This is a genomic window from Peribacillus sp. FW305-BF15 (assembly GCF_058783805.1).
This window is the reverse complement of the sequence record NZ_JBYSYV010000008.1, coordinates 67,214-80,887: the sequence shown is the minus strand read 5'-3', so window position 1 is coordinate 80,887 and position 13,674 is coordinate 67,214. Positions and strand designations below refer to the sequence as shown.

Below are 13,674 nucleotides of genomic sequence, written 5' to 3'. Positions count from 1 at the left end.
GAGGTGTGAGATTGTATGGATATGAATCAGTATTTAGAGGTATTTATTGAAGAAAGTAAAGAACATCTTCAAACATGCAGCGAACAGTTGCTGGTACTCGAAAAGCACCCGGAAGACCTCTCGGTAGTAAACGAAATCTTTCGTTCCGCCCATACCTTAAAAGGGATGTCGGCAACTATGGGTTATGAGGACCTAGCCAATTTAACTCATAAAATGGAGAATGTTTTGGATGCGATCCGAAACAGTCAAATCGTTCTTTCGCCTGAATTGTTTGACGTGATATTTTTAGCGGTAGATGATTTAGAAGCGATGGTCATGTCCATTGCTGAAGGTGGAGATGGGAAACGAAATGTGATGGGGGTTGTCCATCAGCTGGAAATGATTGAAAAAGGGGAGTCGCCCGTTTCTTCAGCCATTGCAGAAGTGGCAGCGGCTTCTGCCGTCCTTGACAAGGAGGAAATGACTGTTGGAGAGTACGATGAATTTGAATGGACAGTACTACAGCAGTCAAAGGATCAGGGATTCAACAGCTTCGAAATTTCGATAGGGTTGCGTGAGGAATGTCTTTTAAAAGCTGCCAGGGTGTTTATGGTTTTTGAGGTGCTAGAAAAGTCCGGTGAAGTAATCAAGTCACATCCACCCGTCGAACTTTTGGAAGAAGAGCAATTCGATCAGCGATTTACAATCACGATGGTAACAACGGAATCGAGTGATGAGATAAAGAATAAAATCATGAAGGTTTCCGAAGTGGATCAAGTTGTTGTAACTGCACTTGATCTTGAACATTTAAGGTATGCTGCCCATTCTAAAGAGGATAAAGTTACTGAAATCCCAAAACAAGAGACAAATAATGCCGAGCTTCCAACGGAATATGATGATAAGAAAAAACAGGCACCCGTTATGACGGCATCAAGCAAGACCATTCGGGTGAATATTGAGCGGCTTGATATATTAATGAACTTATTCGAGGAACTAGTAATCGATAGAGGCAGGCTTGACCAGATTTCAAGTAATTTGGATAATCAGGAATTGCATGAAACAGTAGAAAGAATGTCCCGTATAACCAGTGATTTACAAACAATCGTATTGAATATGCGGATGGTGCCCGTGGAAACTGTATTCAATCGTTTTCCTAAAATGGTCCGTCAATTGGCAAGGGACTTAAACAAGAAAGTCAGTTTGGAAATCAATGGTGCCGAAACGGAACTTGATCGTACAGTCATTGATGAAATCGGTGATCCTCTCGTCCATTTAATAAGGAACGCCATGGATCATGGAATTGAAACACCTGAAGAACGTTTGGCGAAAGGAAAGAATGAAGAAGGTAAAATCCTGTTAAAAGCCTATCACAGCGGTAATCATGTTTTCATTGAAATCGAGGATGACGGCGCAGGAATCAATAAAGATCGAGTCTTGAACAAGGCGCTATCCAACGGGATATTAACTAAGGAAACTGCCGCCACCCTAACGGATAAGCAAATCTATGAATTGATATTCGCTTCTGGTTTCTCAACAGCGGAAACCATTTCAGATGTATCGGGACGCGGTGTGGGGCTGGATGTAGTTAAAAATACCATTGAGTCCCTCGGTGGATCCGTGACGATCGATTCCAAGGAAAATGAAGGATCCATCTTCCTTATTCAGCTTCCGCTTACATTGTCCATAATTTCTGTCATGCTGGTTGCTATCCAAAACGAAAAATATGCCATACCGCTTTCTTCCATTATAGAAACAGCAATCATAAAAAAAGCAGATATCATGAATGCCCATAATCAACAAGTCATTGACTTCAGGGGTAAGCTTCTGCCGCTTCTGTTCTTGAAAGATATATTTGAAGTGCCTATCAGTCAGGAAGAAGAAGAGTCCCTCTCTGTGGTCATTGTAAGAAAAGGTGATAAATTAGCGGGATTAGTCGTAGATTCATTCATCGGGCAACTGGAAATCGTTCTTAAATCATTGGGCAACTATTTAACCAGTGCATTTGCCATATCCGGGGCTACGATACTTGGTGATGGTCAAGTAGCATTAATCATAGATTGCAATACATTGATTCATTGAAAGATAGATAAACGGTGCAGGTATCGATGCAGATTTCGTCAAGACGATCATCATTAGTTTTTTAAAGGAGGGGAATGGATGTCTGAGGATATGAAAGTAATCGTATTTCAAATAAAGGATAAGGAATATGCAATTCCAGTGGATAAGGTGAGCGGCATTGAAAAGCTACTGCATATTACCAGGGTTCCAAAGGCTTTAAAATTCGTTAAGGGAGTCATAAATTTAAGGGGGGTAATCACTCCAATTATTGATTTACGGGTTCGTTTTGATTTTGAAGAGGTGGAATATGATGAATCAACAAGGATTATCATCGTCATTCTGGATGATATGGAGGTGGGGTTAATAGTGGACTCTGCCAATGACGTTTTGGATATTCCATTGGAGAGTATCGAACCTCAGCCTGAAGTTGTAGGACATTTGGCTTCAGAATACATTAGCGGAGTGGCTAAAATTGAAAAGCGACTGCTCGTCCTAATTAATTTGGAGAAGGCCTTAAGTCTTGAAATGACTGAAAATATGTTAAGAGAAGGATAATCATATGTCGTTCATTGAGAAAATCAACACTCTTCAGCTCGATATTTTGAAGGAAATCGGTAATATAGGTGCAGGAAACGCTGCAACTGCACTTTCTGCCATCCTTAATAGGAAAATTGATATGAATGTTCCTAATGTCCGAATCGTTTCCTTTGATGAAATGATGGAAATGGCTGGCGGGGCCGATCACGTCGTGGCCAGCGTTTTTCTTAGAATAGAAGGTGATGCTTCAGGGAGTATGTTTTTTATCCTTTCACTACCTGCAGCCCAATACTTGATTCGTAGGATGACTGGTGATGAAACCTTTTTGATGGAATCCGCATCCTATACTGAACTGGCACTCTCTTGCCTTCAGGAATTAGGGAATATTTTATCGGGATCCTATCTCTCTTCCCTTTCTGATTTTACCCGATTGAATATCTATCCATCCGTTCCATCCTTGAGCATCGATATGGTAGGGGCAACGATCAGTTATGGGTTATTGGAATTATCTCAAGTAAGTGACGCAGCCATCGTCATCGATACTGTACTTGAAAAGGAAAAGCTTTTTGCTGACTCGGTTAGTGGACATTTCTTTTTATTACCTGATCCCGAATTTTTTGATATCATTTTTTCCGCCTTAGGAGTTTCACCTAATGACTGAATCCGTAAAGGTCCAGGTTGTTAAGGTTGGAATAGCGGATATGAATATAATAAAACCTCCCTATACGATTCGTACTTCAGGTTTGGGATCGTGTGTCGGTGTTGTGATTTATGATGAAAAAAAAGAAATCGCAGGTTTGGCCCATATTATGCTTCCAGACTCTTCACTCGCAAAATCGGGACAGATCAATGTTGCCAAATTTGCAGATACGGCGATAAAGGAATTAGTGCAGGTATTAGTCAAAGAAGGCGCAAGAATGCCATACCTCAAAGCGAAGCTGGCTGGAGGAGCACAAATGTTTCAATTTGCCTCCGGAGGGGATTTAATGAGAATCGGACCCCGGAATGTGGAAGCTGTCCGGAAAGAGTTATCTGACCTGCGGATTAGAATCGTTGCCGAAGATGTTGGCGGGAATAGCGGAAGAACGATTGAATTCAATTTAAATGATTGTCTGCTAAATATACGGACCGTTACAAAAGGGACTAAAAACATATAGGCTCGGATTTGGCTTTTGAAAAGCCAAAAATATGACAGGTACATTTGCAACCGAATCATTATTGCATGTATGGCTTTAAGGGCCGTATTGATCACAAATCGTATAACAATGTTAGGAGGATGTCCAATGTCTCATCTGACCATCGAAGAAGAGCAGTTATGTTGGAAAAATTGGGTGGATTGCAGAGATCCGCTAGCCGGGGACATTTTGGTAAAGAAATACATACCTCTCGTATCGTACCATGTTCAACGTATTTCAGTAAGTCTTCCTAAAAATGTGAGCCGGGATGATATAAGGAGTTTAGGGATGATGGGGTTATTCGATGCCCTGGAACGTTTTGATACGAAGCGTGACCTCAAGTTTGACACATATGCATCATTTAGAATTCGTGGTGCCATTTTAGATGGATTAAGAAAAGAGGATTGGCTTCCACGGAGTGCAAGAGATAAAGCCAAGAAAATTGAATCTGCAATAGAGAAGCTGGAGCAGCAATACATGAGGAACCTTTCGCCAACTGAGATTGCCGCTGAATTGAATATTCCGGAAGATGAAGTTTATGCTGCATTAAATGAGAATTTCTTTGCCAATGTACTATCTATGGATGAAAATCCCCAAGAGGACGATAAAGAAAGCGCGAATTTTCATATTAAAGATGAAAAGGCGGATTTACCTGAGGAACATGTGTTAAGGGACGAACTGTATGAGGAATTAGCCAAAGTCATTGAAACCCTAAATGTAAAAGAACAGTTGGTTTTACAGCTTTTTTATAAAGAAGAACTGACGTTAACCGAAATCGGACAAGTGATGGGTCTATCTACGTCACGGATATCCCAAATTCACTCGAAAGCGATTTATAAATTAAGAAACACGATGCAAGATCAAAAGATTTAATGAAGATACTTCCATTGAAGAGGGCTATGGAGTCTGGAAGGCATTAGGGATTCCTATTGAACGAAGAAAGCCCTGTAAATCAACTTGATAGAATTTTTACGGATACTTGCATCAATAAATGATTCGAAATCACAGAATGTTCGAACTGTACTTTGTCAAGAAGAGAATAGGGAAAGTACTCAAGAAAAAACTACAGTGAAAAAAGATCCCCATCCGTTTAAAGGTAACAGGATTGACTATTCCGGTTAATTAGGAGGCAGTATGTCAGCATTTTTTATATTTCTGTTGTTTGTATTGAACATATTCACCATTTTTGCCATCATCGTTTTATATCTTCGTCAAAATCGTTTAAGCATGTTGGAAAAAGACCAAAAGGCCGTCATTGGAGAAATGGAACAACTTTTGTCTGGTTATTTAATGGAGATGAAAGAGGATAACGAGACACTGGTAAAGGCAATCAACAATTCGGTGGCAATGAATCCTGAGCATGGACAAAAAGGACAAGAACATAGTTCAATCAAAGAAACAAAGAAAGAAAAACAAGAACAAAACATTCTGCTAGAGTATAAAGCGGGAAGTCGTGCCGCCGCTAAAAAGCAGGCAATTAACGCTTATAAAATAATGCCTGAAGAAAATGAGGCCAATGCTTTACCCGTAAAAGTCGAGGACAAATTGGAACTTGCATCGGCTGCCACTTCCCCTCTAAATCAAGGAAAGCCGGCTGCCAAGGAATTTTCGGACATGCTGCAGGCTTCGTTAAATGAACGGTCATTAAATGAAAAAGTGGATATGTTAGCGGATCAAGGACATTCAATAGAGGAGATCGCCAAAAAGTTAGGTTGCGGTCGAACGGAGATAGAGCTATTACTAAAGTTTCGCATGAATAGATAAACTTATCTCTTGATTGTGCAGAGTCATTATGATATATTATGAAATGGTGTTAATACACACGCCCCGTGATTCTTGCAGATGGTGCTGTTACGACAGTTTCTGTATGAAAATGATCGGTGCGGAGGAAAAACAAAACCATTTAGGAGGAACTAAAATGTCAGTCATTTCTATGAAACAATTGCTTGAAGCTGGTGTGCATTTCGGACACCAAACACGTCGCTGGAACCCAAAAATGAAGAAATATATCTTCACTGAGCGTAACGGCATCTACATCATCGACCTTCAAAAAACAGTTAAAAAGGTTGAAGAAGCTTATAACTTCGTGAAAGAACTAGCTGCTAACGGTGGTACTGTTCTTTTCGTCGGAACTAAAAAACAAGCTCAAGAATCTGTTAAAGAAGAAGCTATCCGTTCTGGTATGTACTATGTAAACCAACGTTGGTTAGGCGGAACTTTAACAAACTTTGAAACAATCCAAAAACGTATCACTCGTCTTAAAGATATCGAAAAAATGGAAGAAAACGGAACTTTCGAAGTCCTTCCTAAAAAAGAAGTTATCCAACTTAAAAAAGAATGGGATCGCTTAGAAAAATTCTTAGGCGGTATTAAAGATATGAAGACTCTTCCAGATGCGATCTTCGTTATCGACCCTCGCAAAGAGCGTATTGCTGTTGCGGAAGCACACAAATTACACATTCCACTTGTTGGTATCGTTGATACAAACTGTGATCCGGATGAAATCGATGTAGTTATTCCTGCGAATGACGATGCAATCCGTGCTGTTAAATTATTAACAGGTAAAATGGCAGATGCTATCTTAGAAGCTAAACAAGGCGAAGAAACAGCAACTGAAACAACTACTGCTTAATAAGTAAAAAAGGTTGCTTATTCAGTAAGAAAAAAGGTGATAAGAGGATAATGCCTTTTATCCCTTTTTTTTGCACTAAATAAACATACATAAAATCACTGTACGGAATGTCTTTTTTTTAAAGGTATGGGCGATTTTTAAGGGATGAAAATCATCAGCTGGTTTAGTTCCGTCATATTGACTGAAAAAGTGGATGTTTTTCGGAAATATTGTCAAAGCTCGTTATTTTCTTTGATGATAACAAGTATTTTTTGGCAATAATGGGTAAAGATTGAATAAACTGCATTTAATTTGAGGAGGATATATATTATGGCAATCACTGCACAATTAGTTAAAGAATTGCGTGAAAAAACTGGTGCCGGTATGATGGACTGTAAAAAGGCACTTGTACAAACAGAAGGCGATATGGAAAAGGCAATCGATTTCCTACGTGAAAAAGGAATTGCAAAAGCTGCTAATAAAGGCGACCGTATCGCTGCTGAAGGTTTAACTTCAATCGTTGTTGAAGGAAACCAAGCGGTTATTCTTGAAGTGAACTCTGAAACTGATTTCGTTGCTAAAAACGAAGGCTTCCAAATTCTTGTTAAGGAATTGGCTGGGTTCCTTCTTGCGAACAAACCTGAAAGCGTTGAAGCTGCTCTTGAGCAAACAATGGAAAATGGAGCAAAAGTTGCAGATCATATCAATGCTGCTGTTGCTAAAATTGGGGAAAAATTAACTCTTCGCCGTTTCCAAGTCGTTTCTAAAACAGATAACGACGCATTTGGTGCATACCTTCACATGGGTGGACGCATCAGCGTACTATCAGTTCTTGAAGGTACAACTGACGAAGAAGCAGCTAAAAGCGTTTCAATGCATATTGCTGCAATTAACCCTAAATATATCTCTCGCGACCAAGTGGATGCTAGCGAATTAGAACGCGAACGCGAAGTTCTTACACAGCAAGCTCTTAATGAAGGAAAACCTGAAAAAATCGTTGCGAAAATGGTTGAAGGACGTATCAATAAATTCTACGAAGAAATCTGTGTTAACGAACAAGCTTTCGTTAAGAACCCTGATCAAAAAGTGGGACAATTCGTTGAATCAAAAGGCGGAAAAATCCAATCATTCGTTCGTTATGAAGTAGGGGAAGGTCTTGAAAAACGTCAAGAAAACTTTGCTGAAGAAGTAATGAACCAAGTTAAAAAAGACTAATTGTCAGATAATTAATAATGGGGAACACTCTTGTGTTCCCTATTTTTTGAAATGTCATGATTTTTTGGCAGTATTGCAAGAAAGCATGATGAACGAATGAAAAGATTACATAGTTGGAGGTTCTCATGAGTAACGCTAAATATAAACGTGTCGTTCTAAAACTAAGTGGTGAAGCATTAGCCGGTGAAGAAGGATTTGGAATTAACCCTGCAGTAATTAAATCCATAGCTGAACAAGTCAAGGAAGTGGCTGAGCTTGATGTGGAAGTAGCTGTTGTTGTCGGTGGCGGAAACATCTGGCGCGGGAAAATAGGCAGTGAAATGGGCATGGATCGTGCTAATGCCGATTATATGGGGATGTTGGCTACAGTCATGAACTCATTGGCATTACAAGACAGCCTTGATCAGCTTGGAATTGAAACACGCGTGCAAACTTCCATTGAGATGAGACAAGTAGCAGAACCATACATTAGACGCCGTGCAATCAGGCATCTAGAGAAAAAGAGAGTGGTGATTTTTGCAGCTGGTACAGGTAATCCATACTTCTCAACGGATACCACTGCCGCCCTGCGTGCTGCAGAAATTGAAGCTGATGTCATCTTGATGGCGAAGAATAATGTGGATGGCGTATACAATGCAGATCCGGTTAAAGACAAAAATGCAGTGAAGTATGATAAACTTTCCTATCTTGATGTGATTAAAGAAGGGTTAGAAGTAATGGATTCAACTGCGTCCTCACTATGCATGGACAATGATATTCCATTGATCGTCTTCTCGATCATGGAAAAAGGCAATATTAAACGGGCCGTTTTAGGCGAAACGCTTGGAACTATTGTAAGGGGGAAATAAAAGATGCCGAAACAAGTTATTTCGAATGCGAAAACGAAAATGGAAAAAGCCATTGGAGCGTACACACGTGAATTAGCAAGCATCCGTGCCGGAAGGGCAAATGCCTCATTGCTTGATAGAATCTCGATTGATTATTATGGTTCGCCGACACCAGTTAATCAGGTGGCTGGTATTTCTGTCCCGGAAGCTAGACTATTAGTCATTCAACCATATGATAAAACGGTATTGGGTGAAATCGAAAAGGCGATTTTGAAATCAGACTTAGGCTTAAATCCTTCTAATGACGGATCGATCATCAGGATAGCCATCCCGGCGTTAACTGAAGAGCGCAGAAAAGAGCTTGTGAAAGTTGTGAAAAAAGAAGCGGAAGAGGCAAAAATAGCTGTCCGTAATGTGCGTCGCGATGCTAATGATGATTTGAAAAAGCTTGAAAAAAGTGGTGAAATCACTGAAGATGATTTGCGTGGCTATGCTGATGACATCCAAAAGATGACAGATGGCAATATCACGAAAATCGATGAAATTACAAAAGATAAAGAAAAAGAAATTTTGGAAGTATAATTTCCATTGAAGAATTGATTAAATAAAGAGGGCCGAATCCATACTGGGTCATGTCTTGGTGCTAACATATAGGTGTGCTTAAAGGAGAAAACTGTTATAATAAGGTTTCTCCGATAATGATTACTCCTTGAGTTAGTATGTTGCATGCAAACGTTGGAGGTGGCCTTTTTTTTGCATTTTTCATGTCAGTCATAATCGGTTTTAGAAAAAAAGAAGGAATGATTTCTCCCTTTCAAGCTTCTAATGAAGAAATAATTTTCATAATAATAATATGAGAACCAGTTTTTTTTTGATATTATAATATAGATTCTTTTTAAGCGGCAGAAAGCTTGATATACATAGTGCACGAAAAACTTTGCCTTTGTAGAGAGATAAGTACAACCTGATGGGGGACTAACATATGTATTCACTTTGGAAGCGTTTCGTTAAAAAAGATGCTTCTTCCGATGTAACAAATAGGATTCAGCATATTAAACAGTTTGATGTTCCTCAGCATATCGCCATCATTATGGATGGGAACGGCCGTTGGGCCAAAAAGCGTGCATTGCCACGTGTGGCGGGTCATCATGAAGGAATGAAAACCGTTCGTAGAATTACGAAAGTTGCCAATAAATTAGGGGTCAAAACTTTGACGGTCTATGCGTTTTCCACTGAAAATTGGAAACGCCCGAAAAGTGAAGTCGACTTTTTGATGAAGCTGCCCCAGGAATTTCTTGGGACTTTTTTGCCCGAGCTCATTTCCGAAAATGTTAGAGTTGAAACGATTGGGGACTTGTCACTCATTCCGTCACATACTCAAAGTGCCGTTAAACGGGCAATGGAAGACACGAAAGACAATGATGGGATGATTCTGAATTTTGCCCTGAACTATGGAAGCCGTGGGGAGATTGTATCTGCAGTGAATAGCATCATTCAAGATGCTAAGAATGGTATAATAAAGGAAAATGTAACGGAGGAAATGGTATCCAGTTACCTGATGACCAAACATTTGTCGGATCCCGATTTACTGATCCGTACTAGCGGTGAAATCCGTTTAAGTAATTTCATGCTTTGGCAGTCTGCTTATACGGAGCTTTGGTTTACTGAAGTGCTGTGGCCGGATTTTAGTGAAGAGCATTTATTGCAGGCAGTTGAGGAGTATCAAAAGCGTTCACGAAGATTCGGTGGCGTTTAATGTAGAAGGCGAGGAAAATGGAATAATGAAACAACGAATTATTACGGCGGTCGTAGTTGCCGCTATCTTCATTCCACTAGTTATTTTAGGGGGCACTCCCTTTTTACTGACGGTTTATCTGTTAGGTTCGATTGGTTTGTACGAACTGATGAAAATGAAAAAGTTACGTGTACTTTCTTTTGAAGCATTTCTTTCTCACATATTATTGTGGGTGCTTTTATTGCCTAATGAGCATACCGCTTTTTTGGCAGAAATTAATTATGATAAAGTTCAAGTATTCTTGATCGGGGTTTTGCTGCTGTTACTTTATACAGTCGTTTCAAAAAACCGTTTTACCTTTGATGACGCAGGCTTTCTAGTGATTTCAATTCTATACTTGGGGATAGGTTTCTACTTCCTATTTGAAACACGTGACTCTTTGGGGTTGGGGCTGATCTATATCCTGCTTACCCTATTTACGATCTGGGCAACTGATTCCGGAGCCTACTTCATTGGTAAATCGCTTGGTAAAAGAAAGCTATGGCCAGAAATAAGTCCAAACAAGACGGTGGAAGGATTTATCGGCGGGTTAATATCCGCGATGGTGGTGGGTGTTTTATTTTACTCCTTCTCCAGCCTTGATTACACGTTATTACAATTATTATTGATTTCATTAATCATTGGGGTATTCGGCCAATTGGGTGATCTCGTCCAATCCGCGTATAAACGTCATTATGGCGTTAAGGATTCAGGGAATCTCCTCCCGGGACATGGTGGAATTTTGGACAGGCTAGATAGTGTGATCTTCATTTTACCGATTTTGCATTTATTGCATGTTTTATAATATAAATATAGGCAAGCGTTATATGAATTAGGAGATGAACAATTTGAAAAATATCAGCCTTTTGGGCGCGACAGGATCGATTGGTCAACAAACGGCGGATGTAGTCAGGTCCCATCCAGATCAATTCAAGATCGTGGCGCTTTCTGCTGGAAAGAATATAGAATTGGTCAGGACTTATATACAAGAGTTTGAACCGAAACTGGTTTCAGTCCAGACGGAAGAAGATTATCATGTTTTGAAAAGTGAATTCTCCAACCGCAAAGATATCGAGTTCATGTATGGGGATGAGGGATTGACTGCTGTTGCTGTTTATGATCAGGCGACGATATTGGTCAATGCCGTCATCGGAAGCGTGGGTCTTTATCCGACACTTCAAGCAATAAAGGCAAAAAAGGATATTGCTATCGCCAACAAGGAGACGTTGGTGACGGCGGGTCATTTGGTCATGAGTGAAGCAAAAAAAGCGGGGGTCAGATTGCTGCCGGTGGACAGTGAGCATTCAGCTATTTTTCAGGCACTGCAAGGTGAAAAGGAAAAAAATATAGAACGTCTTGTCATTACTGCTTCAGGAGGCAGTTTTCGAGATCGGACCAGGGAAGAATTGAAGGATGTAACGGTGGAAGAGGCACTGAACCATCCGAATTGGTCAATGGGAGCTAAAATTACGATCGATTCAGCATCAATGATGAATAAAGGATTGGAAGTGATCGAGGCCCATTGGCTATTCGATCTTCCCTACGATAAAATTGATGTATTGCTACATAAGGAGAGCATCATCCATTCCATGGTTGAGTTTCATGACTCCAGCGTGATAGCACAACTGGGGACACCGGATATGCGGGTGCCGATACAATATGCACTTACTTATCCAGACCGTATTCCGCTGGCAGGCCGCAAACGATTGAACCTTGCTGAAGCAGGCAAACTGCATTTCAGGGATATGGATTTCACCAGATATCCTTGTTTGCAATTCGCTTATAAAGCAGGTAAAATGGGCGGAACGATGACTACTGTGTTGAATGCCGCCAATGAAGCCGCAGTCTCTGCATTCTTATCTGGAAAGGTAACCTTCCTTGAAATTGAGACGTTAATTGAAAAAGCGCTGAATCAGCATTCCGTCATAGCCCTTCCAGATTTAGAAACGATTCAGGAAGTCGATAATATGACAAGGCAGTATATAGAATCTTTAGTGAAAGATAGGTGACCGGAACATGCAGACTTTAGAAACGATTATAGCGTTCATCATCATTTTTGGAGCTCTAGTTTTTTTCCATGAGCTTGGGCACTTAGTGTTTGCAAAGCGAGCAGGAATCTTATGCCGTGAGTTCGCAATCGGTTTCGGGCCAAAAGTATTCACATATAAAAAGAAGGAAACCGTTTATACCATCCGATTGCTTCCTCTTGGCGGTTACGTGCGTATGGCCGGTGAGGACGCAGAAAATATAGAATTGAAACCCGGCTATCGGGTTGGGTTAATGTTCGATAATGATGAGAATGTTACAAAGATCATTTTGAACAATAAAGATAAATATCCTGATATTCGACTTGTGGAAGTTGAAGTGATCGACCTTGATCATAAACTGATCCTTACTGGTTATGAAGAGGGAGAGGAAGATACACTAAAAACGTTTGCCATCCATAAAGAGGCTGTGATCGTTGAAAATGGTGTAGAGAACCAGATTGCTCCTTTTGACCGGCAATTTGCCTCAAAGTCGCTTGGGCATCGTTTTCTGACGATTGTAGCTGGTCCGGCAATGAATTTCGTTTTGGCTTTTGTCATTTTTGTGCTGATCGGCCTGTTTCAAGGTGTTGTGGTGGATGAAGCGAAACTAGGTGAGTTGACTCCGGATGGTTCGGCTGTAAATGCCGGTTTAAAATCGGGAGATGTCATTCAATCCATAGAAGGTACGGAAGTCTCCACTTGGGGAGATGTTCAGGAAAGCATTCAAAAGAACCCTGGGCAAGAGATCGAGTTTGTCGTTGACAGGGACGGGAAAACACTAGAAGTACCGGTTGTTCCACAAGAAGTGGAAAGGGAAGGGAAGAAAATCGGGATTATCGGTGTTTACCCTCCGGTTGAAAAAGCACCGATTAAAGCTATACAATATGGTTTTACAGAAACGTATTTTTGGACAAAACAAATCTTCATCATCCTTGGTGATCTTGTAACGGGAGGATTTACGATCGACAGTTTATCTGGTCCTGTAGGCATATATAAATCAACTGAGGAAGTGGCGAAACAAGGTTTATTCACGTTAATGAAATGGGCAGGGCTGCTCAGCATTAACCTGGGAATCATGAACCTGCTTCCGCTGCCGGCATTGGATGGAGGAAGGCTGTTGTTCTTTGTGGTCGAATTCTTAAGAGGGAAACCAATTGACCGTCAAAAAGAAGGGATGGTCCACTTCATCGGCTTTGCTTTGCTGATGTTATTGATGATTGTCGTTACCTGGAATGACATCCAGCGATTCTTCCTGTAAGACATGTTTGGATAATGCAAAAACTGGCCAGCAGAATTATCTGTTGGCCGTTTTCTTATCTGAAGGGATTTCCTAGTTTTTTAATCGTTTTGGGGAAATTGTTTGTTTTCTAGGGAAATCGTAAGTATAATCGAGAATGAGTATATTAAATTAGCTTTTCTGAATGACCGGAAAGTCTTTTTTGTATGAAATGACCGTATTAAAATGTTGCGG

General features: G+C 40.4%; 14 protein-coding genes. All 14 read left to right on the top strand.

Annotated elements, in window-relative coordinates; translation table 11 throughout:
• Positions 1-15: 15 nt before the first annotated feature.
• The 14 genes from AC3WLU_RS10290 (at position 16) to rseP (ending at position 13,461) form a co-directional block, all read left to right on the top strand.
• The gene (locus AC3WLU_RS10290; RefSeq protein ID WP_492597226.1) at positions 16-2,058 is read left to right on the top strand and encodes a chemotaxis protein CheW; all 2,043 of its coding nucleotides are present in this window, start codon (positions 16-18) and stop codon (positions 2,056-2,058) included.
• Positions 2,059-2,136: 78 nt separating this feature from the next.
• Complete coding sequence (locus tag AC3WLU_RS10285; RefSeq protein WP_492597225.1) at positions 2,137-2,592, top strand: chemotaxis protein CheW; 456 nt, start codon at positions 2,137-2,139, stop codon at positions 2,590-2,592.
• Positions 2,593-2,596: 4 nt separating this feature from the next.
• Positions 2,597-3,235, top strand: a complete 639-nt coding sequence (locus AC3WLU_RS10280; RefSeq protein WP_492597224.1) for a chemotaxis protein CheC — start codon at positions 2,597-2,599, stop codon at positions 3,233-3,235.
• A complete protein-coding gene (locus AC3WLU_RS10275; protein WP_400449616.1) occupies positions 3,228-3,731 on the top strand; it encodes a chemotaxis protein CheD in 504 nt (167 codons plus the stop codon). Before AC3WLU_RS10280 ends, AC3WLU_RS10275 begins: the two co-directional genes overlap by 8 nt.
• 126 nt (positions 3,732-3,857) lie before the next feature.
• The gene (locus AC3WLU_RS10270) at positions 3,858-4,622 is read left to right on the top strand and encodes a FliA/WhiG family RNA polymerase sigma factor (protein WP_413000447.1); all 765 of its coding nucleotides are present in this window, start codon (positions 3,858-3,860) and stop codon (positions 4,620-4,622) included.
• 261 nt (positions 4,623-4,883) lie between these two features.
• Positions 4,884-5,513 (top strand): hypothetical protein, encoded by a 630-nt coding sequence (locus AC3WLU_RS10265; RefSeq protein WP_492597223.1) that lies wholly within the window; start codon positions 4,884-4,886, stop codon positions 5,511-5,513.
• A 154-nt stretch (positions 5,514-5,667) separates the two neighbouring features.
• A complete protein-coding gene (rpsB, locus tag AC3WLU_RS10260; RefSeq protein WP_053345349.1) occupies positions 5,668-6,381 on the top strand; it encodes a 30S ribosomal protein S2 in 714 nt (237 codons plus the stop codon).
• Between the two features lie 309 nt (positions 6,382-6,690).
• Positions 6,691-7,575: a translation elongation factor Ts gene (tsf, locus tag AC3WLU_RS10255; protein ID WP_034313641.1), complete on the top strand. Its 885-nt coding sequence runs from the start codon at positions 6,691-6,693 to the stop codon at positions 7,573-7,575.
• Between the two features lie 125 nt (positions 7,576-7,700).
• Positions 7,701-8,423 carry a UMP kinase gene (pyrH, locus tag AC3WLU_RS10250; RefSeq protein WP_034313639.1) on the top strand — a complete coding sequence of 241 codons (723 nt, stop codon included), beginning with the start codon at positions 7,701-7,703 and terminating at the stop codon, positions 8,421-8,423.
• A 3-nt stretch (positions 8,424-8,426) separates the two neighbouring features.
• On the top strand, positions 8,427-8,984 hold the full coding sequence (frr, locus tag AC3WLU_RS10245) for a ribosome recycling factor (protein ID WP_034313637.1): 558 nt from the start codon (positions 8,427-8,429) through the stop codon (positions 8,982-8,984).
• Positions 8,985-9,384: 400 nt separating this feature from the next.
• Complete coding sequence (uppS, locus tag AC3WLU_RS10240; protein ID WP_034313634.1) at positions 9,385-10,158, top strand: undecaprenyl pyrophosphate synthase; 774 nt, start codon at positions 9,385-9,387, stop codon at positions 10,156-10,158.
• Positions 10,159-10,183: 25 nt separating this feature from the next.
• Positions 10,184-10,981, top strand: coding sequence for a phosphatidate cytidylyltransferase (locus AC3WLU_RS10235; protein ID WP_411739763.1), 798 nt, complete (start codon positions 10,184-10,186; stop codon positions 10,979-10,981).
• Positions 10,982-11,024: 43 nt separating this feature from the next.
• Positions 11,025-12,185 carry a 1-deoxy-D-xylulose-5-phosphate reductoisomerase gene (gene dxr / locus AC3WLU_RS10230; RefSeq protein ID WP_283930317.1) on the top strand — a complete coding sequence of 387 codons (1,161 nt, stop codon included), beginning with the start codon at positions 11,025-11,027 and terminating at the stop codon, positions 12,183-12,185.
• 7 nt (positions 12,186-12,192) lie between these two features.
• The gene (gene rseP / locus AC3WLU_RS10225) at positions 12,193-13,461 is read left to right on the top strand and encodes an RIP metalloprotease RseP (protein WP_034313629.1); all 1,269 of its coding nucleotides are present in this window, start codon (positions 12,193-12,195) and stop codon (positions 13,459-13,461) included.
• Positions 13,462-13,674 lie beyond the last annotated feature (213 nt).